This is a genomic window from Rhodoglobus sp. (genome assembly GCF_053580035.1).
The window spans coordinates 142,300-167,138 of sequence record NZ_JBMDVL010000003.1; the positions used below are offsets into that span (position 1 = coordinate 142,300).

20 protein-coding genes are annotated in these 24,839 nt (G+C 58.8%); 6 read left to right on the top strand and 14 right to left on the bottom strand.

Annotation, left to right across the window (positions count from 1 at the left end; translation table 11 throughout):
• Window positions 1-71 precede the first annotated feature (71 nt).
• The 3 genes from dapC to ACOH1Z_RS11550 are packed head-to-tail and all read right to left on the bottom strand — an operon-like array spanning window position 72 to window position 2,511.
• Window positions 72-1,178 carry a succinyldiaminopimelate transaminase gene (gene dapC, locus ACOH1Z_RS11540; protein ID WP_449648637.1) on the bottom strand — a complete coding sequence of 369 codons (1,107 nt, stop codon included), beginning with the start codon at window positions 1,176-1,178 and terminating at the stop codon, window positions 72-74.
• Window positions 1,178-1,513 carry a ferredoxin gene (fdxA, locus tag ACOH1Z_RS11545; protein WP_449648638.1) on the bottom strand — a complete coding sequence of 112 codons (336 nt, stop codon included), beginning with the start codon at window positions 1,511-1,513 and terminating at the stop codon, window positions 1,178-1,180. The genes dapC and fdxA overlap by 1 nt, the downstream gene beginning before the upstream one ends.
• Entirely contained in the window at window positions 1,510-2,511 is a 1,002-nt protein-coding gene (locus ACOH1Z_RS11550) for a PIG-L family deacetylase (protein ID WP_449648639.1), read from the bottom strand. Before ACOH1Z_RS11550 ends, fdxA begins: the two co-directional genes overlap by 4 nt.
• Window positions 2,512-2,626: 115 nt before the next feature.
• On the opposite strand from ACOH1Z_RS11550, the gene efeU reads away from it, so the two are divergent.
• Genes efeU through efeB form a run of 3 tightly spaced genes read left to right on the top strand, consistent with a single transcriptional unit; the run spans window position 2,627 to window position 5,951 of the window.
• Window positions 2,627-3,484: an iron uptake transporter permease EfeU gene (gene efeU / locus ACOH1Z_RS11555; protein ID WP_449648640.1), complete on the top strand. Its 858-nt coding sequence runs from the start codon at window positions 2,627-2,629 to the stop codon at window positions 3,482-3,484.
• Window positions 3,484-4,656, top strand: coding sequence for an iron uptake system protein EfeO (efeO, locus tag ACOH1Z_RS11560; RefSeq protein WP_449648641.1), 1,173 nt, complete (start codon window positions 3,484-3,486; stop codon window positions 4,654-4,656). Before efeU ends, efeO begins: the two co-directional genes overlap by 1 nt.
• Window positions 4,657-4,685: 29 nt before the next feature.
• The gene (efeB, locus tag ACOH1Z_RS11565) at window positions 4,686-5,951 is read left to right on the top strand and encodes an iron uptake transporter deferrochelatase/peroxidase subunit (RefSeq protein ID WP_449648642.1); all 1,266 of its coding nucleotides are present in this window, start codon (window positions 4,686-4,688) and stop codon (window positions 5,949-5,951) included.
• Window positions 5,952-6,051: 100 nt separating this feature from the next.
• Here the strand turns inward: efeB and ACOH1Z_RS11570 are convergent, their stop codons facing one another.
• The 7 genes from ACOH1Z_RS11570 to ACOH1Z_RS11600 all read right to left on the bottom strand — a co-directional run bounded on the left by ACOH1Z_RS11570 (window position 6,052) and on the right by ACOH1Z_RS11600 (window position 16,058).
• Entirely contained in the window at window positions 6,052-6,504 is a 453-nt protein-coding gene (locus ACOH1Z_RS11570; protein WP_449648643.1) for a hypothetical protein, read from the bottom strand.
• 163 nt (window positions 6,505-6,667) lie between these two features.
• Window positions 6,668-8,575: a translational GTPase TypA gene (gene typA, locus ACOH1Z_RS11575; RefSeq protein ID WP_449648644.1), complete on the bottom strand. Its 1,908-nt coding sequence runs from the start codon at window positions 8,573-8,575 to the stop codon at window positions 6,668-6,670.
• Window positions 8,576-8,779: 204 nt separating this feature from the next.
• Window positions 8,780-10,582 (bottom strand): ABC transporter family substrate-binding protein, encoded by a 1,803-nt coding sequence (locus ACOH1Z_RS11580; protein WP_449648645.1) that lies wholly within the window; start codon window positions 10,580-10,582, stop codon window positions 8,780-8,782.
• 103 nt (window positions 10,583-10,685) lie between these two features.
• Window positions 10,686-12,437: a dipeptide ABC transporter ATP-binding protein gene (locus ACOH1Z_RS11585; RefSeq protein WP_449648646.1), complete on the bottom strand. Its 1,752-nt coding sequence runs from the start codon at window positions 12,435-12,437 to the stop codon at window positions 10,686-10,688.
• Window positions 12,434-13,393 (bottom strand): ABC transporter permease, encoded by a 960-nt coding sequence (locus ACOH1Z_RS11590; protein WP_449648647.1) that lies wholly within the window; start codon window positions 13,391-13,393, stop codon window positions 12,434-12,436. Before ACOH1Z_RS11590 ends, ACOH1Z_RS11585 begins: the two co-directional genes overlap by 4 nt.
• Window positions 13,383-14,312, bottom strand: coding sequence for an ABC transporter permease (locus tag ACOH1Z_RS11595; RefSeq protein ID WP_449648648.1), 930 nt, complete (start codon window positions 14,310-14,312; stop codon window positions 13,383-13,385). Before ACOH1Z_RS11595 ends, ACOH1Z_RS11590 begins: the two co-directional genes overlap by 11 nt.
• 138 nt (window positions 14,313-14,450) lie before the next feature.
• On the bottom strand, window positions 14,451-16,058 hold the full coding sequence (locus ACOH1Z_RS11600) for a peptide ABC transporter substrate-binding protein (RefSeq protein ID WP_449648649.1): 1,608 nt from the start codon (window positions 16,056-16,058) through the stop codon (window positions 14,451-14,453).
• A 373-nt stretch (window positions 16,059-16,431) separates the two neighbouring features.
• On the opposite strand from ACOH1Z_RS11600, the gene ACOH1Z_RS11605 reads away from it, so the two are divergent.
• The 3 genes from ACOH1Z_RS11605 (at window position 16,432) to ACOH1Z_RS11615 (ending at window position 18,246) form a co-directional block, all read left to right on the top strand.
• Window positions 16,432-17,223: a CPBP family intramembrane glutamic endopeptidase gene (locus tag ACOH1Z_RS11605; RefSeq protein WP_449648650.1), complete on the top strand. Its 792-nt coding sequence runs from the start codon at window positions 16,432-16,434 to the stop codon at window positions 17,221-17,223.
• A gap of 78 nt (window positions 17,224-17,301) precedes the next feature.
• Window positions 17,302-17,778, top strand: a complete 477-nt coding sequence (locus ACOH1Z_RS11610; RefSeq protein WP_449648651.1) for a GyrI-like domain-containing protein — start codon at window positions 17,302-17,304, stop codon at window positions 17,776-17,778.
• A 45-nt stretch (window positions 17,779-17,823) separates the two neighbouring features.
• Window positions 17,824-18,246, top strand: a complete 423-nt coding sequence (locus ACOH1Z_RS11615) for a VOC family protein (protein ID WP_449648652.1) — start codon at window positions 17,824-17,826, stop codon at window positions 18,244-18,246.
• Between the two features lie 41 nt (window positions 18,247-18,287).
• On the opposite strand, the gene ACOH1Z_RS11620 is transcribed toward ACOH1Z_RS11615, so the two are convergent.
• The 4 genes from ACOH1Z_RS11620 to gcvT all read right to left on the bottom strand — a co-directional run bounded on the left by ACOH1Z_RS11620 (window position 18,288) and on the right by gcvT (window position 24,806).
• Window positions 18,288-20,000: a VWA domain-containing protein gene (locus tag ACOH1Z_RS11620; RefSeq protein WP_449648653.1), complete on the bottom strand. Its 1,713-nt coding sequence runs from the start codon at window positions 19,998-20,000 to the stop codon at window positions 18,288-18,290.
• A gap of 350 nt (window positions 20,001-20,350) precedes the next feature.
• Window positions 20,351-23,275 carry an aminomethyl-transferring glycine dehydrogenase gene (gene gcvP, locus ACOH1Z_RS11625; RefSeq protein WP_449648654.1) on the bottom strand — a complete coding sequence of 975 codons (2,925 nt, stop codon included), beginning with the start codon at window positions 23,273-23,275 and terminating at the stop codon, window positions 20,351-20,353.
• Complete coding sequence (gene gcvH / locus ACOH1Z_RS11630) at window positions 23,275-23,646, bottom strand: glycine cleavage system protein GcvH (RefSeq protein WP_449648655.1); 372 nt, start codon at window positions 23,644-23,646, stop codon at window positions 23,275-23,277. The genes gcvP and gcvH overlap by 1 nt, the downstream gene beginning before the upstream one ends.
• A 2-nt stretch (window positions 23,647-23,648) precedes the next feature.
• Entirely contained in the window at window positions 23,649-24,806 is a 1,158-nt protein-coding gene (gene gcvT, locus ACOH1Z_RS11635; protein WP_449648656.1) for a glycine cleavage system aminomethyltransferase GcvT, read from the bottom strand.
• Between the last annotated feature and the right edge of the window lie 33 nt (window positions 24,807-24,839).

A 24,839-nucleotide genomic window follows, 5' to 3' on the forward strand; every position in this document is an offset into this window, starting at 1 on the left:
AGTGTCACACCAGCCAAGCAAACCGCTCATGCTTTAGAGGTCAAAGACAAGGCCTTGGCGATTTAGTGCACTTAAGACAGCAATTCGAGCCGCGCGACCGCATCTGCAATCGTGTCATCGCTTGCCGTCAGCGCAATCCGCACATGCCGTGCCGGGGACTCGCCATAGAACGATCCCGGAACAACAAGGATGCCTGACTGAGCAAGATCTCCGACTGTCTGCCACGAATCTTCATTCTTTGTCGCCCACAGGTAGAGCCCGGCGTCACTGTCATCAATCTGGAATCCGGCACGCTCAAGCGCCGGCAGCAACTTCGCTCGCCGCGCACGATACAGCTCGCGTTGATCTGCGACATGAGCTTCATCACGCAGCGCAGTAACCATGGCCTCTTGAACAGGCCCTGGCACGATGAGCCCAGCGTGCTTGCGCACCGCAAGCACTTCAGAAATGAGAGCCGAGCATCCGGCGACAAAAGCGGCACGATAGCCAGCGAGGTTCGACTGCTTGCTCAGCGAATAGACGGCGAGCACTGACGAACGATCGTCGCCGATTACCTCGGGGTCAAGGATCGATGGTGTGGGGTCGTGACCCTTCCAATTGAGCTCGGCGTAGCACTCGTCTGACGCAATCACCGCCCCTAACTCACGGGCGCGCTCAACCGCGGCCCGCAACTGGGCGACATCCGCTACCCGACCATCGGGGTTACCCGGGCTATTGAGCCACACGAGGGCGGTGTTTTCGGGCCACTCTGCAGGATCGTCTGAGGCAAACGCGGTCGCGCCGACCAACGCGGCGCCAATTGCATACGTCGGATAGGCAACCGAGGGATGCACGACCGTGTCGCCTTTGCCCAGCCCCAGCAGCAGTGGCAACAGCGCCACCAGCTCCTTGGAGCCAACCGTTGGCAGAACATTGTTGACCGTCAGCCCGGTGACACCACGGCGACGGGCGAACCATTCGACAATTGCTTCGCGCAATTGCACCGTGCCGGTCGTTGTGGGGTAGGCGTGTGCATCCGTTGCTGCAGCCAACGACTCGCGGATGATCGCCGGGGTCGGGTCTACCGGAGAACCAACTGAAAGATCTACGAAACCGTCAGGATGAGTGCGTGCAATAGTGCCGTAGGGAACTAGAGCATCCCACGGAAAATCGGGCAACGCTAACGGTGTGCGCCCCATCAGTCTGAGGATCCGCCACCCTCAGGAAGTGCAGCAACAAGCGCGTGATCCTTGTGAATCACGCCAACCTTCGCAGCTCCACCTGGCGAGCTGTTATCAAGGAGATCGAAGAACTCGACGTTGGCCTTGTAATAATCTGCCCACTTATCGGGCACGTCATCTTCGTAATAGATGGCCTCAACGGGACACACGGGCTCACACGCACCGCAATCGACGCACTCATCGGGCTGGATGTAGAGCATGCGGTCGCCCTCATAGATGCAATCGACGGGGCATTCGTCGACACACGCGCGATCCTTCAGATCGACACACGGCTGGGCGATGATGTACGTCAAGAGATATCCGCACCTTTCACGGGAGAGTTCAACTCAATGTTATCGCGGCTCGACACCGAAGCCTGACGATTCACCCGAGGCCACCCCACCACCAGCAGAACGATCAAGACTGGGGCAAAGGTCCACACATAACCCGAGAGATTTCCGGGGATCAGCATTGATCCTCCCGGCATAGCTGTCGCCAAAATTGCCGACATCAACAACACTCCAAGCGAAGCAAAACCCGGCGCAACTCTCGTGTCATAGATCAAGCGCAATCCCAAGACGAGAGCCGTCGTGAGGGCAATCGCAGCAATGATCCCCCACGGCACCCGCACCCCCGCCAGAGTGATAGTCGACTGGTGAACAGCGGTAAGCACTAATCCGACCAGTGCGCCAACAGCTGTCGAAACGATAGCGAGCATGACGCGTTCGAGACGATTGCGCTCGCCGATCACCAATTCCCGGCGACGAAGACGTCGCAAGTACTCCGAAGGCGTCGAAACGCTCTCACCGATGGGCGGCTCAGTGCTGTAAATCTCCATGGCACGACGCTTGAACGCAATAGCAGTGGCAGACGAGACAGCAACGCCCCGATCAACAGGCACCGAGGATGCCGTATAGAAGGGAACCGCGGCGAGCTCAGTTGCGAGCGCCGTCGCCTCACGCACGAGCCGCGCATCCGACTCATGCTCACTGCCGCTGGCATAGGAGGCATAGCTAACAACGACATCCGGCTTCAGTGAGGTTATGGCTGCGGCCAGATCCGCAGCGAGGTCGCGCGGGGACAGTCTGGTGAACTGCTGCCCGCCATCTTCTCGCAAGATGTGGTGCGAAGTGATGCCCAAAATCTGGCGCGCGGCGGCGTGGGCTTCGTCTAACTGCGGCGAACTGCTGCACGCAAGAACGATGAGTTCTGTGCCGCGCTGAACGAGAGAAGCAATAGTGGCACCGAAGACTCTGGCCTCATCTTCGGGGCGCGCAGCAATAATCAGCACCCGCTGTGCTCGATCTTTCATGGCCTGACCTCCACTGGTTGCTTGCAGTGAACAGAATAAGCACAGGTAGGCAGAATACGGTTGCTTAGGTTAGGCTTACCAACCTGCCCAAATTTCATTTCTACGAGAGAGTCCAGTGCTCGCTAACTTTCTGATTGGTCTCCGTGAGGGCCTTGAAGCCGCACTAGTAGTAGGCATCTTGATTGCCTACGTTCGCAAGATCGATCGACGAGACGTCCTCCCCCGCATTTGGCTCGGCATTGGGCTAGCCGTTGTCATTTCTCTCGGACTCGGCGCGAGTCTGACGTTTGGCGCTTACGGGCTTTCGTTCCAAGCTCAAGAACTTATCGGCGGCATCCTCTCCATCATCGCCACTGCTTTTGTCACGTGGATGATCTTCTGGATGCTGCGCGCCGCACGCGGTCTCGGTCGCGAACTCCGCAACGAAGTCGACTCGCACCTCACCGGCGCTGGCTGGGGCCTCGTTCTCGTGGCGTTTCTGGCAGTCGGTCGCGAAGGAATTGAGACGGCATTGTTCATTTGGGCCGCAGTTCAGGCAAGCGGTTCAACAGCGTTGCCCCTCACCGGCGCCGCTCTGGGCATCGCTGCCTCGATCGTGCTCGGTTATCTCATCTACCGCGGCGTAGTGAGCATCAATCTCACTCGCTTTTTCACGTGGACTGGGGCCATTCTCATCGTCGTCGCCGCTGGCGTTCTCGCCTACGGCGTTCACGATCTGCAGGAAGCTGGCGTGCTGCCAGGACTCAACGCCCTTGCCTTCGACGTCAGTGCCATTATCCCGCCAAGCAGCTGGTACGGCACGATCCTCAAGGGAACCCTCAACTTCTCCCCCGCCACCACCTGGTTGGAAGCAGCAGTGTGGATCGGCTATGTAGCAACTGTTATGACAATCTTCATTCGCACCGTTCGCGGGCATGGGCGCTCAGATAAGCCCATCGCTCCCGCAGCATCCCTCAGCACTCAAGGAGCCTGATGACCACCCGCCCCTCCCGCCTCGGATTCCTCGCGGCGGCTACTGTCGCTGCGCTCGCGCTTACCGGCTGCGTTGCCAACAACACCGGCGCTGCCGCAGACAACACCATTACGGTCGACAGCAGCGCCACTGAGTGCACCGTGAGCGCAAATGAAGCGCCAAGCGGCAACCTCGTATTCTCTGTGACCAACTCTGGCGACCAGGTCACCGAGTTCTATCTCCTCGCGGATGACGGCTTACGCATTGTTGGTGAGGTAGAGAACATTGGCCCCGGAATCAGCCGCGATCTCGTCGTGCTTGCTCAGCCCGGTGACTACTTCACGATCTGCAAACCAGGAATGATCGGCGAGGGTGTCGGCAAGACAGCATTCACCGTTACTGATTCAGGCGCTGACCTTTCCTTCAGTGGGGACATCGCCGAGCAGGTTGAGGCGGCGAACGCCAACTACAAGAGTTACGTGAAAGACCAGATCGAAAACCTTGTTGTCGGCACCGAAGATTTTGCTGACGCTTACATTGCTGGCGATGACGACACCGCCCGCGCCCTTTACGCCCCCACCCGCGTGTTCTGGGAGCGCGTCGAGACTGTCGCTGAGTCCTTCGGCGACCTCGACCCCCGTATGGACCTCCGTGAGGCAGACCTCGAAGACGGCCAAGAGTGGACTGGCTGGCACGCAATCGAGAAAGATCTCTGGCCAGCGGATGCCGAAGCCGGTTTCGAAGCATACGACCAGTCGAAGCGTGAAGCGCTTGCCTCGCAGCTCGTGGAAGACACGAACACGTTATACGCCAACGTGCAGGGCCTCGAGTTCACGCTCGACCAGCAAACCAACGGTGCCATTGGACTGCTCGACGAGGTTGCCAGTGGCAAGGTGACAGGCGAAGAGGAGTTCTGGTCGCACACCGACCTGTGGGATTTCCAAGCCAACATTGATGGTGCCCGCGTTCTTTACGATGGCGTTCGCGACATCCTCATGGTTAAGGATGCCGAACTTGCTGAGACTCTCGACGCTGAGTTCGAACAGCTCCAGACATTGCTCGACGAGCAGCGAGTCGGCGATGGCTTCCGTCTTTACACTGAGCTATCGACGACTGAGATTCGCGCGTTCTCTGATCAGGTCAATGCTCTGGCAGAGCCTCTCTCCCGCCTCACCGCGGTACTGGTCCTCTAGGCAGACGACTCAACCCCGAAAGATTAGCTATGGCGAAAGATGAAACCACCGGCCTCTCGCGGCGCGGCCTCTTCGGGCTAGCCGGAGCCGGCGTGATTGGCGCCGGCTTGGGCGTCGGTGGAACATTCGCTCTCGGCGGCGATTCAACCGCGACCGGCAACGCTGTGGCGTCAACCTACCCGTTTTTCGGTAAAAACCAGTCGGGAATCACTACTCCAGCACAAGACCGGCTCCACTTTGCGGCGTTCGATGTCAACGAGATCTCGCGTGATGAGCTCATTGAGTTGCTCCGCGACTGGAGCTACGCGGCAGCGCGAATGACGGCGGGTGATGGCGCGGGAGACTACGGCCCCGCCAGCGGTCCCTACGATGCCCCACCGGATGACACGGGAGAAGCGCTCGACCTCCCACCCGGGGGCCTCACGATCACCTTTGGTTTCGGCCCGAGCCTGTTCGATGACAGATTCGGACTCGCAAACAAGCGTCCGTCTGCGCTCATCGACCTGCCTAAGTTCCCTAGCGACGCGCTGCAGCCCGAACTAGTCGGCGGCGACCTCTGTATTCAGGCGTGCAGCGACGATCCGCAGGTGGCGGTGCACGCGATCCGCAATCTTTCTCGTATTGCCTTCGGTAGGGCTACTCTTCGCTGGTCGCAATTGGGCTTCGGGCGCACCTCGTCAACGACTCGAGCTCAGAAGACACCTCGCAATCTTTTCGGTTTCAAAGACGGCACTGCCAACTTGCGCGCCGAAGACACTGCAGGTGTCGAAAAGCATGTGTGGGCCGCTGCCAGCGATGGCAGCTCGTGGATGGCCGGAGGCTCATATCTCGTGAGCCGCAAGATTCGCATGACCGTCGAAACTTGGGACCGCACTTCGCTTCGGGAACAAGAAACAATCTTCGGGCGCACGAAGGGCGAAGGCGCCCCGTTGAGTGGCGGTAGCGAGTTCACTGACCCCGACTTCAGCCAGACTGGTCGCGATGACGCGCCTCTCATCGATGAAAATTCTCACGTGAAGTTGGCGCATCCCGAGAGCCATGGTGGTGCGCAGATTCTGCGTCGCGGCTATAACTTCGTGGATGGAAACGATGACCTCGGTCGTCTCAATGCCGGCCTATTCTTCATCAGCTTCCAGCGGGACCCCGGCACACAATTTGTGCCTATCCAGCTCGCACTTTCCCGCAACGACCTCATGAACGAGTACGTGCGATATGTGGGTTCGGCTATCTTCGCCGTGCCTCCGGGCACTACAGCGTCCAGCTTTGTCGGCGCCGGAATGTTCGACTTGGCCTAGTTCACGGGTCGTCGGCGGCCGTCGATCGCCCCCGTGAAGCGTCGTTCGCCCACGTCAGGCGTGGATCTCCCAGCTGAACGGTACTGCGGCGTTGAGCAGACTATTCGCTTGCGGGTGCCACGGTGTAGTTAGCGGTGTAGCCGTCATCGGTTTTGGCGACGATTACGCCACCTACCCAGGTGTCACTCGTGAAGATGACGGTGCCTTCACCGTCGGAGTCGGCGCCCTGCAGCTGAAGCTCGAAGCCAGCATCCTTCAGCGCCGTCTCGATACCGTCGAGGGGTGATTCCTGCCCGGCCAAGATCGTGACGTTATAACCGCGTTGGTCGCCCTCTCCCGCTGCGATTCCAAACTGCACGTCACCGGAGACGACAGGAACCTCGCTGGGGAAACCCTCGGGGATCTCTTTGCCGCCCAAGTCGACCTGCCCGCCCGTTGCCTGCTCGACGATGTTCTCAATAGGGTTGCCGAAACAGCCCGAGAGTGCCGGGGTCACGCCCAAGGCAAGAACTACGGCAATGGATGCACTGATGCGTCGTTTCGGGCTAATCATGACAACTCTCCTGCTGTTCGTGACGGGGCTGATGTTCAGGACGGACAATACGCGCCATGGCTGTCGCTCGGGTTAACGAACAATGCAGCCACGGCCTGATGACCGTAGCTGCATCGTACTCCCGCAAGGCTAACGATTCCTCGCTAGCTCCTGAGGTAAGGGGTTAGGCGTTCTGCTTCTTGAGACGCGAAGTGCTGCGTGCGCGAGCGTTGCTGTCGAGCTCGACCTTGCGGATGCGGACGAACTCGGGCGTAACCTCGACACACTCGTCTTCGCGGGCGAATTCGAGGCACTCTTCCAACGTCAGCTTGCGCGACGGTGTCATACGCTCGAACGAGTCCGAGGTCGACTGGCGCATGTTGGTGAGCTGCTTTTCCTTGGTGATGTTGACGTCCATGTCGTCAGCGCGTGAGTTCTCGCCGACAACCATTCCTTCATAGACCTCTTGAGTCGGCTCTACGAAGAACGACATGCGCTCTTGAAGGGCAACCATCGCGAATGGGGTAGCAACACCGGCACGGTCGGCAACGATTGAACCGTTGACGCGGGTGAGGATTTCGCCTGCCCACTGCTCGTAGCCGTGAGACACAGCGTTGGCGATACCGGCACCACGCGTGATGGTCAAGAACTCGGTGCGGAATCCGATGAGTCCACGCGAAGGAACGATGAATTCCATGCGAACCCAGCCGGTGCCGTGGTTGCTCATGCCTTCCATGCGGCCCTTACGAGCGGCAAGAAGCTGAGTGATTGCGCCGAGGTATTCTTCCGGCGCATCGATCGTGAGGTGCTCGAATGGCTCGTGAACCTTGCCGTCAATCTTCTTGATAACTACCTGCGGCTTGCCGACAGTCAGCTCGAAGCCTTCACGACGCATCTGCTCGACGAGGATAGCGAGAGCGAGCTCTCCACGACCCTGGACTTCCCAAGCATCCGGGCGACCGATGTCGACGAGCTTGAGCGAAACGTTACCGACGAGCTCGCGGTCGAGACGGTCCTTGACCATGCGAGCGGTGAGCTTGTGGCCCTTGACCTTGCCGATAACCGGCGAGGTGTTTGTACCAATAGTCATCGAGATCGCGGGCTCGTCGACCGTGATGGTCGGAAGCGGGCGAACATCGTTGGGGTCACACAGGGTCTCACCGATGAAGATGTCTTCGAAGCCGGCAACAGCGACGATGTCACCGGGGCCAGCGCTCTCGGCAGGGTAACGGTCGAGAGCCTTGGTGATCATGAGCTCGGTTACGCGCACGTTGGCGACGCTTCCGTCGTGCTTGACCCAAGCGACCGTCTGGCCCTTTTTGATCGTTCCGTTGAAGACACGCAGCAAGGCGAGGCGACCGAGGAACGGTGAGGAGTCGAGGTTGGTAACCCACGCCTGAAGGGGGTGCTCATCGTCGTATGACGGCGCGGGAACGTGCCTGAGGATTGCATCGAACAGGGGCTCGAGGTCGTCGTTGTCTGGCAACGAGCCGTTCTCGGGCTTGTTCCAGCTAGCGGCACCAGCGCGGCCCGAAGCGTAAACGATCGGGACGTCGAGGATAGCGTCGAGGTCGAGGTCGGGAACGTCATCTGCCATGTCGCTTGCGAGGCCCAAAAGGAGGTCCTGGCTTTCGGCAACAACTTCGTCGATTCGCGCGTCTGGGCGGTCAGTCTTGTTGACCAAAAGAATGACGGGAAGCTTGGCTTCAAGCGCCTTACGCAGCACGAAGCGGGTCTGCGGAAGCGGGCCCTCACTGGCGTCGACGAGCAGAACTACGCCGTCAACCATGCTCAGTCCGCGCTCAACCTCGCCACCGAAGTCGGCGTGGCCGGGGGTGTCAATCACGTTGATCGTGATGGGGCTATCGGTGGCGTACTTGCCGTTGTACGAAATCGCAGTGTTCTTCGCGAGAATCGTGATGCCCTTTTCGCGCTCGAGCTCGTTCGAGTCCATGGCGCGCTCTTCGAGGTGCGCGTGCGCCTCGAACGAGTTCGTCTGGCGAAGCATCGCGTCAACGAGGGTGGTCTTTCCGTGGTCAACGTGGGCAACGATTGCTACGTTGCGCAAGTCGCTGCGAGTGGCCATAGCCATAGCAATATTCCTTAATTCATTGGAGGCTTTGCGGTCTCTCACCGCAGACGCTGCGCAGAAAATTTCGGCAGCAGATCGGCGGCCAAATGCCACCGGGTAAAGATCATGGGAGGGCGCAGAAGATCGTTCAGAGTATCCTGCTCGATCAGTTTACCCTGTTTAGCAAGAATTATCGCCGACTGCGCTCCAAGCGCAATGCAAGTACTACGGTTTCCAGTCCCAGACGTTCCACCAGATGCCAGGGCTCAACGATGAAAGCGATACTTCGGAAACTCGATCTTGGTCGTATGCCGCTGTCACGGGATACTGGAACAGCGGCATTCCGTAGCTGTTTTTCCAGAGTTCGGCATCTGCCTTCGCCAAAGAATCCGTTCGATCGGCTGCATCGAGAGTCACCGAATTTGCTTCCCGAAGGAGCGAGTCAACTCTCGAGTCTGAGAAGTAGTTGAGATTCGCGTAACCATCGGTTGCGAACACCGCTGGAGCGACTCCAACCCCCGGTTGCTCCGCCTGCCAGCTGAAGAGCGCCGCGTCGTAGGCTTCCGGCGTTCCGAGCGTCGCGCGCCAGTCTTCTGCCGAGCAATCGCTCACAACGAATCCCGCAGCCGCCGCAGATTCCTTGATCAGTTCGAACTCGATGAGACGCATGGGGTCCTCAGCAGCATAAAGAACGCACACAGCTGGCTTGGTTACGCCTGCTTCAGCCAAAAGTTCCTTAGCCAGAGTGATGTCAACTTCCGCGAAGAGGTCCGAACCATTGCTCGAGGTCACGCTTCGGTAATCGGGATCATGGGGAGCGAAGAGAAAAGAATCACGGAGTGTTGGCCGTGGCTGAACATCAGCAAGGGCGGCAGCGGCCAATTCCTTGCGAGGAACCGTCAAGAGGAAGGCTTCACGAACCGCGGGGTCGTCAAAGGTGCCGTTTTTAGATTCACCAAATTGGAGATCGAGGTGTTCGAAACTGTCGGTCGTGCCATCGATGACGGTGGCATCCATGGTTTCGAGCGCATCGCGAACCTCGGACCCCATCGTGGGAACCGCTATGTGCACCGAGCCGACGAGCAGTGCTTGAGCCTGCGCAAGCGGGTCAGCCATGAACCGCACGGTGATCTCTTGGAAGGTGGGCTGGCGGTCTCCGCTGTAGTTTTCGTTGGCACGCAAGGTCACATACTGGTTCGCTACGAGGTCAGAAACGACATACGGCCCATTCGATACAACCAGACTTGAGTTTGCCGGCATCCCTTGAAAATTGAAGACTGTATTCCAGGTGCGGGCAATCTGGGCAAGATCAGTGGTGTCATCCGCCGTAATCGCCGCATAGACCCGCTCCTTGGCCGTGATCGCGTCGTCATTCGCGAATGACATCATTCCCACGACATGCGCGGGCTTTGCCGCAGAACCGGCACCGAAGAATGCGGTCTGCCAATCAGCGAACGGCTCATCGAAGACCAGAGTGAGCGACATGCGATCATCACTAATCTGAGGAAGTTCGGTGACGAGATCGATACCGCTATTGCGTAGTGCCCCAGCATCGAACAGGACACGGTCATCCGCACGATCACGAGGAGCGCCGGTTTCAGGATCAACGGTTTCTGCCGGGTCGGCGTCCGGAGTGTTGAGAGCTCCGGATGTAGCCGCCCATTCCAGGAGGAGGTCCACCGCATCAACGGCTGTTCCATCTGACCACCGCACACCGTCAGACACTGTGTAGGTCACCGCAAGCGGGTCATCCGACACTTTCTCGTAGTGCCCAAAAGACTCGTCGCGAACCAGTTCGGATTCGTCGGTGAAGTAGTTGAATCCGGTGCCGGTCGCATAGGCAATATTGGCGTTGGTTTCGCCAGCACCAAAGGAGGTGACCGGGTTTGCCGATGTGTAGGGCTGAGAAACGGCGACGGTGAGTTCTGAACCGTCAATCGTTGTGGACTTCTGCGGGATGCAACCGGTGAGCACTAGCGCTGCACTGGCGGCAACCGCAATGGCCGCCATGATTCGTGTGGCGCTCACTAATCCTCCTGCATACGATCACGCGATGCACGGTGGCACGCTTGCGTCGATTCTAAGCGAGAAGGGCCGCCCCTAGTGGAACGGCCCTTCTCCCCTCATGAAACTAGGCGCCCAGCTTGATGTTGGCGCCGGGGATCGCCTCAAGCAGCTCCTGCGTGTACGGGTTGGTCGAATTCTCGAATACCTCGTCTGTGGTTGCCGCTTCAACAATGCGGCCACCCTGCATTACACACACGTTGTCAGCCACCAACCGCACAACCGCGAGGTCGTGGGTAATGAACAGGTAGGTGAGGTCGAGCTCGGTCTGCAACTCGGTGAGCAGGTTCAGCACTTGACCTTGGACCAACACGTCAAGGGCCGATACTGCTTCGTCAAGTACGAGCACATCGGGCTTGAGCGCAAGAGCGCGCGCAATGGCGACGCGTTGGCGCTGGCCACCGGAGAGCTCACCGGGATAACGGTGGCGAGTCGCCTGAGGCAGTGACACCTGATCGAGAAGTTCGCTCACACGGTTGAAGCGCTCCTTCGGAGTGCCCATGCTGTGCGCCAGCAAAGGTTCAGCGATCGTGTTTCCGACGCTGTATTGCGGGTCAAGGGAGCCGTAGGGATCCTGGAACACAGGTTGCACTCGGCGTCGGAAGTTCAGGAGCTCTTGCCCCTTGATTCCGGCCAGGTCAACCCCGTCAAACTCGATGCTTCCGCTCGTGAGGGATTCCAATTGCAGAATCAGTTTGGCGACAGTCGACTTGCCAGAGCCCGATTCGCCAACGAGGGCGGTTGTCGTTCCCTTTTTGACACCGAACGAGATGTCATTCACCGCAAGCAACTTGTCTTTGCGGAATCCCTGTTTGCGGATCTCGTAGACCTTGGTGATGTTGTTGACCTTGATGAGGTCAGTGCTTGCGCCTGCTTCGCGGCTTGCCGCACGCGCGATAAGCGCATCATCGAGCGAGCCCTGCCCGAAGATGTGGATATCGTTTTCGGAGCTTGTGTGCGACTTGATTGATTGGATGCGACGCGACGCGAGGCTCGGAGCTGCAGCAACGAGACGCTGAGTGTACGGATGCTGGGGGTTCTCGAGAATCTCGCGAGACGGACCCGACTCGACAACCTTGCCCTTGTACATCACGACTAGCTGCTCTGCACGTTCCGCGGCGAGGCCGAGATCGTGGGTGATGAACAGCACCGAGGTGCCGTAGTCACGCGTGAGCGTCTGCAGGTGGTCAAGAATCTGACGTTGCACTGTGACGTCGAGCGCTGAGGTTGGTTCGTCGGCGATCAGCAACTTCGGACGTGCCGAGAGGCCGATACCAATGAGTACGCGCTGACGCATTCCGCCCGAGAACTGGTGCGGAAACTGCTTGAGGCGTTCGCCAGCATCGCTGAGCCCTGCCTCTTTCAGTACTTCAATGGTGCGAGCCCGTGCAGCTTTACCCTGCGCGATTCCGTTGGCCTTGATGGCTTCTTCTACCTGAAATCCGATGCTCCACACCGGGTTCAAGTTCGACATCGGGTCTTGAGGTACATAACCGATTTGGCTTCCGCGAACCTCGGAAAATTGATCATCCGAGAATTTTGTGAGGTCGTTGCCTTCGAATTCAATCGAGCCGCCAAGCACCTTGCCTGTGCCGGGAAGCAGCCCGATCACTGCTTGCGCAGTGGTGGATTTTCCGGAACCGGACTCACCAACGATGGCGAGCGACTGTCCCTGATACAGAGTGAGGTCGATACCGCGCACTGCCTGAACAATGCCGCGCTGCGTTTCGAAACCAACTTCGAGGCCCCGAATTTTGAGAAGCGGGGTCTCTTCGTTTGAGGACCCTGAGGTCACGGGAACTGTTTCTGGATTAGTCATCGGCGTGCTCTCGCTTCCGGGTCAAGGGCATCGCGAACTACGTCGCCGAACATCAAGAAGGCGAGCACTGTAATTGACAGCGCAGCCGAAGGCAGCAAGAGGGTCTGCGGGTGAGTACGAACAGTGACACGCGCCTGGTTAATGTCGTTACCCCAGGACATGACCGTTCCCGGGAGACCAATGCCAAGGAATCCCAGAGTCGCCTCAGCGACGATGAAGATACCGAGCGACACCGTTGCGATAACGATGACCGGCGCGATGGCGTTCGGAATGACGTGGCGAACAAGTGTCGTGAAACGCGAGACACCGAGCGCAGCAGATGCTGTCACGTAGTCGGAGTTGCGAGCCGAGAGCACTGAACCACGCATGATTCGCGCGATCTGCGGCCAGGCGAAGAGAGCGAGAACGAACGAAACGCTCACCGCATCCCGCACGGGGATGACCGAGATAACGACGATTGCACCAAGAACGGTCGGAATGGCGAAGAAGATGTCGCCGATACGCGAAACGAACGAGTCAAGAATTCCGCCATAAAAACCCGCGAGGGCTCCGATGATTCCGCCAAATAACGTGACCATGATCGTCGTGAGAAGACCAATCGTTACAGATGCTTGGGTTCCGAAAATGATTCGCGAGTAGACGTCGCAGCCTTGGCGTGTGAAGCCGAATGGATGCCCGGCTTGGGGATCGCCGTTGCTGAACTTCAAGTAGCACTCTGTTGGGCTATATGTGACGAAGAGGCTCGGGAAAGCAGCGACAACCACAATGACGAGGATGAGCACTGAAGAGATCCAGAACATCGGACGACGACGCATCGACTCCCAGGCGTCAGTCCATGTGCTGCGCGCCTTTCCTGATTCATCGACCTGATCGATCTCAGCAACCGGAGTGTCTGCGAGCGACGCGATGTAGTGTTCTTGGCCAGGACGATACCGGCCAGTGTTATTACTTGGCATAACGAATCCTTGGGTCGAGCGCGGCGTAGAGCAGGTCTACGAGCAGGTTGGCGAGCACGAAGATGATGACCATCACCGCGACGAACGAGACGACCGTTGGGCCTTCTCCCAACGTGATTGCCCGGTAGACGGTTCCACCGACACCGTTGATGTTGAAGATTCCCTCGGTGACGATCGCACCAACCATGAGCGATCCGATATCGACACCCAGGTAGGTAACAACCGGAACGAGTGAGTTGCGCAGTACGTGCACGGTAACCACTCGACGTCGAGATAGTCCCTTTGCTGTAGCGGTGCGCACAAAGTCAGCACCGAGGTTGTCTGCCACGCTTGCACGGGTCAATCGCACGATGTACGCGAACGAAACCGACGCCAACACGATGGCCGGCAGAATCAATTCGCCCCAGGGAGCGTCGCCGCTCACTGTCGTTCGAGCCCAACCGAGTTGGATGCCGAATACAAGTTGGAGCACAAAACCAACGACGAAGGTCGGCACTGAGATCAGCAGCAGGCTGATAACGAGAGCGGAAGCGTCGAACAGCTTTCCCTTGCGGAGCCCAGCTACGAGTCCAACGATGATGCCGAAGAAGGCTTCGAAGACGAGAGCGAGCAGTGCGAGTCGAGCGGTGATCGGGAACGCCTGAGTCATGACGTCAGCGACAGGCCGACCAGAGAAGGTTGTTCCGAAGTCACCCTGGAACAGTCCACCGATGTAGAGGAGGTACTGCACGAGGAAAGGCTTGTCGAGGTTGTACTCAGCTCGAATAGCTTCGATAACCCCGGGAGCTGGTGGATGATCACCGTAGAGTGCGGCGATGGGGTCACCTGGCACCGCGAAAACCATGAAATAGATCAAGAAGGTTGCGCCGAAAAACACCGGAATCATCTGGAGGAAACGCTTGCCTGCGTACCAAAGCATCAGATAGTTCCCTCGATGGAACGGATAAACATAGGAATCACAATCGCTGAATGAAGGTACTCAGTGTAATGCCCGGGGCTGAAGATAGCCCCGGGCATCACACATTGAGCATGGAAACTGGGTAAAACTAGGAGCTAATTAGCCCTTGGTTACCTCGTCGTACAGCGGGACAGAGTCCCAACCGAATACAACATTGTCAACGGAGTCTGAGTAGACACCGGTAACGTTCGAGTACCACAGCGGGATCGAAGGAAGGTCGACCAGGAGGATTTCCTGAGCTTCCTGGTACTTCGCCGTTGCTTCTTCTACCGACGATGCGCTTGCGCCCTCTGCGAGGACCTTCTCGAACTCGGGGCTCGAGTAGCCTTCCTTGTTCGAGCCAGCGCCATCAACGTAGAGCGGGCCGAGGAAGTTGTACAGCGACGGGTAGTCAGCTTGCCATCCAGCACGGGTTCCACCGGTGAGCGCGTTAGCGTCACGGTCGTTGAGCGCGTCCTTGAATGTGGGGTATGCCTTACCAACAGCCTCGATGCCGAGCGTGTTGCTGATGCTGTTTGCTACAGCGTCAACCCATGCCTGGTGTCCACCATCGGCGTTGTATGCCAGGTCGAACACGGTGTCACCATAAGGCGAGATCGCGTCGGCTTCAGCCCACAGCTTGACAGCTTCTTCTGGGTTGAAGTCAAGAACTTCAGCTCCCGCAAGGTTGTCAGAGTGACCGGCGATTACCGGCGAGGTGAAGTCAGTCGCGGGAGTGCGGGTGCCCTGGAAGATGACATCCGTGATCTCTGCGCGGTCGATCGACATCGAGATAGCTGCACGACGCAGCTTGCCCTCGTCGCCCGACCAGTGCTCGAGGTAGTACGGCATGTTGAATGCCTGGAAGATCGCAGCAGGCTGGTTTACCGAACGACCCGGGAAGTCCGACTCGTAGGTTTCGAATGCGGAGTCTGGGACAGCATCGAGGATATCGAGGTTGCCACTCAGAGCGTCAGCATAGGCAGCGTCCTGGCTCGTGTAGAAGATGATCGACACGCCACCGTTGGCCGGCTTGCGAACACCGTCATAGTCAGGGTTCGTCACGAGGTCGATCTTGACGTCGTGCTGCCATCCGTCTTCGGCGATCATGTACGGACCGTTGCCGACGGGGTTCTCACCGAAAGCGTCGAGGTCATCCCATGCGGATTCTGGCAGCGGCATGAATGCCGAGTAGCCGAGACGCAGCGGGAAGTCAGCCTCTGGGTTGATCAGTGCAACAGTGAACTCGGTGTCGCTAACGACGTCGAGGCCAGTCAGCTCTGAGTTCTCGTCATAGCTGAAGCCCTCGATGTTGTCGAAGAAGTATGACGAGCTCTGTGCGTTGTCGAGCAGTGCGCCGTAGGACCATGCCTTGACGAACGAGTCAGAAGTGACCGGCTCACCGTTGGTGAAGGTCCAGCCATCGTTGAGCGTTACGGTCCAGTTTTGTCCATCTTCGGACTCAATTGACTTCGCAACTTCATTCACTACATCGCCGTCAGCGGTGTACGAAACGAGACCAGCGAAGATCGAAGTGATGACCTTGCCGCCACCGGTCTCGGTGGTGTTTGTCGGAATGAGCGACTGCTGTGGCTCACTACCGTTTGTGGTGATGATCGCGGCGCTGTCGCCCTCTGCGGGCTCCTCGCTTGCCGAGCACCCCGCAAGAACTAGTGCCGAGGCTGACAGCAGCGCGACGGCGCTGAAGCCTATGCGTGATCTTTTCAAAGTTTCCTCCTGTGCAGAATTTTGCTAACGGCACGGAATTTGTGGCGCCGCACCGCGCTTGATAGTTCACACCCTAAACGGGGTATTGCCCCATTCAAAACTGTAGAGCCAAACGTTACACACCGGTAACGCCCGTGATGATTATGTGCGGAGGTTGCAGTATTTTCGCGCACAAACCGCAGCGGACAGTGAAATAGTGCGCAAACGCTCGGTGACTGGCGCACAGCATCGTGAGTTAACATCGATCCATGGCGGCCTCCTGCACTACTAGCGAGCGATCACGAGACGAGCTCATCCTCGACGCAGAAAGCCTATTTAGCGGTCGTCATCGCTCCACGATGGCAACCCCAGCCTGCGCCACGCGCGACCCCGAATGACGGCGTCGTCGCCTCTCGCACAATCGCGAGGCAAGCTCTGGGCGGAGATCTCACTTGTGCTCGCGCTCTCCCTTGGGGCATCCGCTATCTACTCTGTTGTATCGATCAGCGACAGACTCACCCGCGCCGTACCGCTTTCGGAACAAACTGCGACGCTCAACAGGTCGCTGAGCGAGCGCCCCAATTTTGATCTGATTTACCAGCTATTGGGGATAACTTTCGACCTCGCACCTGTCGCCCTCGTAGCCTTTCTGCTGTGGAGCGCAACCAAACCGAGATTGTCTCGATTGGGAGTGGACTTTACCCGTCCTGTTCGCGATGGCCTCAGCGGTTTTGTGCTTGCCTTGGTCATTGGCATTCCGGGCATTGCACTCTACTTTGTGGGCCGAAGTCTCGGCATCACAGTCGATGTGGATCCAGCAGCACTCCTGCAGCACTGGTGGACAGTGCCTGTGCTCTTACTCTCAGCACTCCGCGCTGGCATCACCGAAGAAATTATCGTGATCGGATACCTGTTTGCGAGGCTCAGAGACGTGGGCTGGAGTCGCTGGCAAATCATCATCTCGACATCCCTACTTCGAGGCACCTATCACCTCTATCAGGGAGTCGGCGCGTTCGTGGGAAACGTCGCAATGGGCCTGCTTTTCGGTTGGCTCTACTCGCGCTACCACCGAGTGCTTCCACTCGTCATCGCGCATACGCTGATCGACGCCGTGATCTTCGTAGGCTATGGCTGGGCGGTCGGCACCTTCCCCAACTTCTTCGGATCAAGCGACTCGGCCAATTAGCGCCCCTCAGGTTCACGCCAGCCAACCTCCAACCATTGCAGGTACCTTTCGATCGGCATGGAGCGTAAAGTGTCGAACATGGCGCAGGAAATAGCTGTTGAAACCGTGCCAACCCGGCTAGTGGCCGGGATGGATTTCTCCACGACCATGGAGACACTGCCTCGCGACATGACTGCCGCGATCAAGAATCTCTTCGCTCAAGTCACCGATTCGCACGTGACCGAGGCCGGCCCCGTCATTGCCGTCTACACCGAAGCGATGCACCCGGACCGTGCGTGGATGTGCGAAGTGTGTGTTCCTGTTGCCGAAGCTTTCGCTGAGCATCCGACCCTGCGTTGCCACGAGCTGCCTGGCGGCGTTGTCGCGACCGTCACTCACGTCGGTTCCTACGACGGACTAAAAGACACCTACGAAACGGTCTTCGCGTGGTTCTCCGAACACGGCCACACGTATGCAGGAGCACCACGCGAGATCTACCTCAATGGCCCCGATGACGCTCCCGAGGCGCAATTGCGCACCCGGCTGGAGTTTCCGGTCATACTCGCGAGTACATAATGCTGCACGGCCCTCAGGCCTGCACTCCCCGAGGAAGGAACGACGATGAAGTCCAATCCCTATGTGAGCTTCAGGGACAACGCTCGCGAAGCGCTAGCGTTCTATCAATCTGTATTCGGCGGCACCACCGAGATCCACACCTTTGCCGACTTCAACGCCAGCGAAGATCCCGAAGAACAAGAGTGGGTCATGCACGGCCAGCTCGAATCCCCCGCCGGAATTACGCTGATGATGGCCGACACCCCCAAGACCATGGAATACTCCCCCGGCGGATCGATGTCCATCTCCATCGCTGGCTTTCTCAGCGAAAGAGCGGCCCTAGAGGCCTATTGGGAGAAGCTCTGTGACGGCGGCCAGGTGACCATGCCCCTCGAGCGCGCCGACTGGGGCGGAACCTTCGGCATGGTCATTGATCGCTATTCAGTTACTTGGCTAGTGAGCATTAGCGACGACAACGAGACTCGCTAAGCGTCACGCGTTCGATCGGCAACTCTCACCGGTAATTGACGCTACGAACAGTTCGGACGACAAGCACGCTGGGTGAGAGCATCCACGAGCACCTTGCCGAGATCCTCTGGAACAGCGGCTGAATAGGCCGCTCCGCCCGTTGACTGCGCAATTGTCTTCATGGATGCGAGGTCAGTGTCTGGGCCAAAACCGATCAGGAGCACCGGGACGGGCTTCGTCGGATCTTCAATTGCCTTGAGACTGTCAAGAAGCGTCTGCAGATCAATGCCGTTGTCATCCTCGTTGTAGCCATCGGTGATGAGCAGAACCGAGTTGACCTTCGAGGGATCGTAATCTTCTTTGACTCTCTTTACCGCCGCCAGAATGGTGTCGTAGAGGCCTGTGTATCCATAGATTCGATCCGGCAGCGACGCAATAACGCCGTTGATCTGCTTCACGTGCGCGGGATCAGAGAGCGGAGCAATCGGCGACAGATCTTCCCAGTCTTGACTGCCAACACGGTTCTGCGAGAAAACCCACACACCGAGTTCAGCCTCGCCAGAGAACTTTGACAGCGCCTCGCTTGCGGCGAGCTGGAACACGTCAATTCTTCGAAGCCCATTGTTTGCCGGATCGAGCATAGAACCAGAGGTATCAATCACAACGAGAAGCCGCGAACGAAGAGTGAGAACACTCCACGCGCGCAGAATTTCAATCTGAACTGCCGCGCTTGCGGTCGGCTGAGCCGCGGTTGAGGTTTCTGTAACCCCGGCCATCCGCAAATCACCCCCACCATCAGCATCGCGGAAACCCGCATCGGCGAGCACGTCAGCCGCAGAACGCGCTGCCGCTGACAGCGCGGTGAGGAGTTCCTTCGGAGCACCCGCCGTCACCGGCGCGCTCTCATCAACGGCAACAGCATCCTCGCCGTCACCGGCTGCACCGGCGGACTCTTGGGAATCACCGATCGCAACGACAAAGGGGTACGTCAATTCGACTGTTCCATCTGTCGGATAGAGCGCGACTATCGGCGCTGCTGACGACGACGAGTTGTGAGCTGCGACATCGCGCTCCGTTGTCACGACAACAGTAGGAACTGTGGCCTCTGCGGCAAGCTCGAATGCGGCCTCTGCGGAAGATGGGATTGTCTTGCCCATAGCGATCATCGCCCCGGCAAACTGTCGCGGATCAGTCTCAGACGAAACCGACTTCACTTGAGCAAGCCCGGCGAGACTTGCGGCCGACGACTCCGGATCGGGCAACAGAGTGCTTACTGTTCCAGATAGCAAGGTCGCCCACGACAGCGGAGTCTCGGCAAGGGCCGATACCTGTGACGCTGAGCTAGCAAACACCACAGGCGTGCTCGCAATATTGTCGTACGTGTCGAATTCTGGTGCGGCACGGCCTAAGGAAATCGCCGTAGTCGCTGCGCGATCGAGCCAAGCGCTCGAGTCGGGAACCCACGCATCCAGGTCTCCAGCAACACCAGTAGCGAAGAGTGCTGCAGTGTCCGCAGAGACAAGGGAACGAATCTCCGTTGTCGTGCAGTTGACGGAAGTCTCATCAAACTCCGCCGCAATGATCGTGAGCGCCGGCGCGATCGATGGATCCGCAGCAACAACGATTGACCGCCTATCGTTGCATCCCCCGGCGATCGAACCGAAAGCGCTACCGAGCCACCCGACAGCACCAAACTGGATTCCCGCAACGGCCACTGCCACAACGGAAACCAGCACGATCGGCACCATCCACCAGCGTCGCTTAAGCCTCTCCAAGAAAGACTTTCGGTGTCGATGCCGGCGGCTAGTCACGAGGGTCTCCAGTCGGTGAAGCGGCGCAGGGAGGTCGTCGGGTCGACCTCACGCCGTACACCAGACGGACACTACAACATGAAGCGAGAAAATATCCAGCAAATCACGAGAAAATCTTCGCGCGCACAAAGCGATCCCAGTAGATCACTGTGTCCCGCATTCGGGGGACACATTTTTGCGTCGCCCAACCTTCGTCTCGACGCTCCACGAGCGAGGGATTAACCGCGTGAGGCGCATGCAGAAACGGACTGGACCGATTCCGCACGCGCCTCACGTCGACTAGAGAACTAGCAGACAGACCGTGACCAATACTTTTAGTGCGCGAACGCCTCAATGGGCGGGCACGAGCAGACCAAGTTTCGGTCGCCGTATGCGTTGTCGACACGACCAACCGGTGGCCAATATTTGCCAGACACGAGCGAAGTCAGCGGATAGACCGCTTGCTCGCGCGAATAGGCATGCGGCCAATTGCTCGACACCGCAGACTGCGCGGTGTGCGGTGCATTGACGAGAGGGTTGTCGTCGGCCGGCCACGTTCCGGCCGCCACGGCATCCGCTTCATCCTTGATCGCGATCATTGCGTCGATGAAACGATCGAGCTCAGCGAGGTCTTCACTCTCGGTCGGCTCGACCATGAGGGTGCCCGAGACCGGGAACGACATCGTCGGGGCGTGGAAGCCGTAGTCGATCAAGCGCTTTGCGACGTCGTTATTGTCGATTCCTGTCGCTTCCTTGAGCGGACGTAGGTCGAGAATGCACTCGTGAGCGACAAGTCCGTTGTCTCCGGCATACAGCACTGGGAAGTGCTCCCGCAGGCGAACTGCGATGTAGTTGGCCGAAAGCACAGCGGCACCCGTTGCAGCCTTGAGGCCCTCCGACCCCATCATGCGAACATAGGCCCACGTGATCGGCAGAATGCTTGGGCTGCCATAGGGTGCAGCGCTGATTGCTCCCCCAGCGTGAACATACGGGCCAGCTTCGCCGGTCTGCATGTCAAACGCAGGGTGGTGATGGCTCTGAGCCATCGGATGTCCTGGCAAGAATTTGGCCAAGTGCGCTTTCGCGACAACCGGTCCAACACCTGGCCCGCCACCACCGTGAGGGATGCAGAAGGTCTTGTGCAGGTTGAGGTGGCTGACGTCGCCGCCAAAGTCACCGAACCGCGCATAACCGAGCAGGGCGTTGAGGTTGGCACCGTCAACGTAAACCTGTCCACCAGCGTCGTGCACCGCCTGCGTGATCTCACGCACTTCGTGCTCGTACACACCGTGAGTTGAGGGGTAGGTGATCATGAGGGCGGCGATTTCACTCGCGTGCTCGGCGATCTTGGCACGCAAGTCTCCAAGGTCAACGTTGCCGAGGTCGTCACAGGCCACCACAACGACGCGCATTCCGGCGAGCACTGCGCTGGCAGCGTTCGTGCCGTGTGCACTCGAGGGGATGAGGCAGATTGTGCGGTCTAGGTCGCCGTTGGCTCGGTGGTAGCCCCGAATCGCGAGGAGGCCAGCAAGCTCGCCTTGGCTGCCTGCGTTCGGCTGCAGTGAAGCGGTGTCGTAGCCGGTCACTTCGGCAAGCCACGATTCCAGGTGCGAAATCATGACGAGGTAGCCGGAGACATCTTCCGCGGGTGCGAAGGGGTGGATGCCCGCAAACTCTGGCCAGCTCACCGCTTCCATCTCGCTTGCCGCGTTGAGCTTCATCGTGCACGAGCCCAACGGGATCATGCCGCGGTCGAGCGCATAGTCCTTGTCGGCGAGGTACTTGAGGTAACGCATCATGCTCGTCTCCGAGCGATGCGTGTTGAATACCGGGTGGGTGAGGTACTCGCTCGTGCGGTTGAGAGCGTCGGGGATGCTGACATCCTCTGGGCTGTAGGAGAAGCCATCATCAAGCCCGAACGCCTTCGCGAGGTCGTTCTTCTGCGACGCGAAGATACCCTCGTACGGCTGTGTCGAGACTTCATCGAAGCTCAAACGTACGGTGTCAGCATCCACAACATAGAGAAGGATGTCGAGCTCGAGCGCCTTGGCGGCAATTGCGTATGCTTGCCCCTTCTTGGTTACCGAAAGGGTGTCGAAGAACGTCTCATTTTCGACCGTGTAGCCCGCAGCGGTCAAGCGTGCTGCGAACTTCGCGGTGTCGTGGTGGATGCGCTGGGCAATCCGCTTGAGGCCCTGGGGGCCATGATAAACGGCGTACATCGAGGCCATAACGGCGAGCAACACCTGAGCTGTACAAATGTTGGAGGTCGCCTTCTCGCGGCGGATGTGCTGCTCGCGAGCTTGCAACGACAGACGGTAGGCGGGGTCGCCAGCCGCGTCCTGAGACACGCCAACAAGTCGCCCAGGAAGCTGACGTTCGAGCCCCTTGCGCACCGACATGTAACCGGCGTGCGGTCCACCGAAGCCCATCGGAACGCCGAAACGTTGTGTCGTTCCGACAGCAACATCGGCACCAAGTTCACCTGGCGACGTGAGAATCGTGAGGGCGAGCAGGTCTGCGGCAACAACAGCGAGTCCGCCGTGAGCCTTGACCGCCGCAATAACTTCGCTGGAATCCCACACACGACCACTAGCGCCCGGGTACTGGATGAGCGCACCGAAGCATTCCGGTAGCTCAGGGTTCGCTCCCAGTGTTGCCAGGTCAAGCTCAATAAGCTCGATACCGACAGCCTCCGCCCGATTCTCCAACAGAGCCTTGGTCTGAGGAAGAGTGTCAGCGTCGACGATAAACACGTTCGATTCCACGCGAGTAGCACGGCGAGCGAGCAGCATGCCCTCGACAGCCGAAGTGCCCTCATCGAGCATCGAGGCGTTCGTCGTCGTCATGCCAGCAAGATCAGCAACCATGGTCTGGAAGTTGATCAACGCTTCAAGGCGCCCCTGCGAAATCTCGGGCTGGTACGGCGTGTACGCCGTGTACCAGCTGGGATTTTCGAGCACATTGCGCTTGATGACGGCCGGCGTAATGGTGTCGTAGTAACCGAGACCAATCATGCTGCGACGAACCTTGTTCGCGTTGCCGAGGGCACGCAGTTCGGCGAGCGCTTCCCGCTCCGAAGCCGGAGTAGGGATCGTGGAATTGACGACCGGGGTCTGGTGGATCGCTGGCGGAACTGCGGCATCGACAAGGGCTTCGAGGCTGTCGTAGCCGACGGCGGCAAGCATGCTCGCCTGAGCGGCAGCATCCGTGCCGATATGACGGTCGGCGAAAGTGCCGCTGATGTAAGGGTTGGGCATTATTCGCCTGTCAGTGCGGTGTATTCGTCGAGGCTGAGCATCGACGGAAGTTCGGTGAATTCGATCTTGACCAGCCAGCCTTCGCCGAAAGGGTCGCTGTTAACGAGTTCTGGGCTGTCGGAGACGGCGTCGTTGGCTTCAACGACGGTTCCCGTAACGGGAGCGAAGAGTTCACCTACCGACTTCGTTGACTCAATTTCGCCGACAATTTTGCCTTCAGCGACGGTGGCGCCCACCTTGGGGAGGTCGACGAAGACGATGTCACCGAGCTTGCCCGCGGCAAAATCGGTGATGCCGATGGTCGCAACGTTTCCATCAACGAGCACCCATTCGTGCTCGGCGGTGTACTGCAATTCGCTCTTCTCAGCCATGATCAGGCCTCTCTCTTATAGAAGGGTAGGGAAACAACGGATGCAGCAATGCGACTGCCCCGCACATCAATGTGAAGCTCGGTGCCGATCTCGCTCACGTCGGGATCGACGTAGGCCATAGCGATCGGGTGACCCAGAGTCGGCGAAAGTGCACCGGAGGTAATGATTCCGACCTCGGTGTCGCCGTGGAAGATGAGATAGTCTGCGCGACCGGCACGACGGCCCTCGGCGGTGAGTCCGACGAGAACGCGAGCACCGGCATCCGGTCCTGCTTCGATTGCAGTGCGGCCAACAAAATCGCCATCCTTGCTGAGCGCAACAACACGACCAAGACCGGCCTGGACCGGGAAGGTGCTGAGGTTCAACTCGTGACCGTACAGCGGCATGCCCGCTTCGAGGCGCAGAGTGTCTCGGCACGCAAGGCCGGCGGGCACGAGACCGAGAGGTTCGCCGGCGACCGTGAGCGCTGCCCAGAGGTCGGCTGCGGCATCCACCTGAATGTAGAGTTCGAAACCGTCTTCGCCGGTGTAACCGGTGCGACCAATGATGAGGTCGGTGCCGGCGAACGTTGCGGCCGTCTCGCGGTAGTACTTGAGTTCGTCAAGCGGCGTAGCGAAGTCGGTGAGAGCGGCAGTCGCTTCGAGAATCGCCCGCGAAACCGGGCCCTGCACGGCGATGAGCGCGTAATCGTCACTCTCATCGGTGACAGCAACATCAAAGCCCGCAGCGCGCTCGGAAAGTGCCACCGCTGCGGCAAAACGGTTCCCCGCGTTTGCGACAACCAAGAAGTGATCATCACCGAGACGATAAGTGACGAGGTCATCAATGATTCCGCCGGCCTCGTTAAGCAGCAGACTGTACTTTGCCTGAGCCAAGGCGATGCCGGAAAGCTTGCCAGCGAGCGCGAAGTCGAGAAAAGCACCAGCATCGGCACCACGCACATGAATTTCGGCCATGTGAGAGATGTCAAAAATGCCGGCTGCCGTGCGCACCGCATGGTGTTCGGCAAGGTCTGAGCTGTATCGAACCGGCATCATCCACCCGGCGAAGTCGGTGAACGTGGCACCCAACTGCTCATGAATGCTGTGCAGCGGCGAATACCTCACGACAGCAGGTGAAGATTCAGCTGGTGATGCTGCAGAATTTGATACATCGGTCACGGAGTTCTCCCGGCGCGTGGCTAGTGAATAGAA

Coding starts and splice junctions, on each gene's coding strand:
- dapC (WP_449648637.1), bottom strand. CDS start 1,178: ATGGGGCGCACACCGTTAGCGTTGCCCGATTTTCCGTGGGATGCTCTA.
- efeO (WP_449648641.1), top strand. CDS start 3,484: ATGACCACCCGCCCCTCCCGCCTCGGATTCCTCGCGGCGGCTACTGTC.
- ACOH1Z_RS11610 (WP_449648651.1), top strand. CDS start 17,302: ATGGCGCAGGAAATAGCTGTTGAAACCGTGCCAACCCGGCTAGTGGCC.
- ACOH1Z_RS11570 (WP_449648643.1), bottom strand. CDS start 6,504: ATGATTAGCCCGAAACGACGCATCAGTGCATCCATTGCCGTAGTTCTT.
- ACOH1Z_RS11615 (WP_449648652.1), top strand. CDS start 17,824: ATGAAGTCCAATCCCTATGTGAGCTTCAGGGACAACGCTCGCGAAGCG.
- ACOH1Z_RS11550 (WP_449648639.1), bottom strand. CDS start 2,511: ATGAAAGATCGAGCACAGCGGGTGCTGATTATTGCTGCGCGCCCCGAA.
- efeB (WP_449648642.1), top strand. CDS start 4,686: ATGGCGAAAGATGAAACCACCGGCCTCTCGCGGCGCGGCCTCTTCGGG.
- gcvH (WP_449648655.1), bottom strand. CDS start 23,646: ATGGCTGAGAAGAGCGAATTGCAGTACACCGCCGAGCACGAATGGGTG.
- ACOH1Z_RS11590 (WP_449648647.1), bottom strand. CDS start 13,393: ATGCCAAGTAATAACACTGGCCGGTATCGTCCTGGCCAAGAACACTAC.
- gcvP (WP_449648654.1), bottom strand. CDS start 23,275: ATGCCCAACCCTTACATCAGCGGCACTTTCGCCGACCGTCATATCGGC.
- ACOH1Z_RS11585 (WP_449648646.1), bottom strand. CDS start 12,437: ATGACTAATCCAGAAACAGTTCCCGTGACCTCAGGGTCCTCAAACGAA.
- ACOH1Z_RS11595 (WP_449648648.1), bottom strand. CDS start 14,312: ATGCTTTGGTACGCAGGCAAGCGTTTCCTCCAGATGATTCCGGTGTTT.
- typA (WP_449648644.1), bottom strand. CDS start 8,575: ATGGCTATGGCCACTCGCAGCGACTTGCGCAACGTAGCAATCGTTGCC.
- ACOH1Z_RS11605 (WP_449648650.1), top strand. CDS start 16,432: ATGACGGCGTCGTCGCCTCTCGCACAATCGCGAGGCAAGCTCTGGGCG.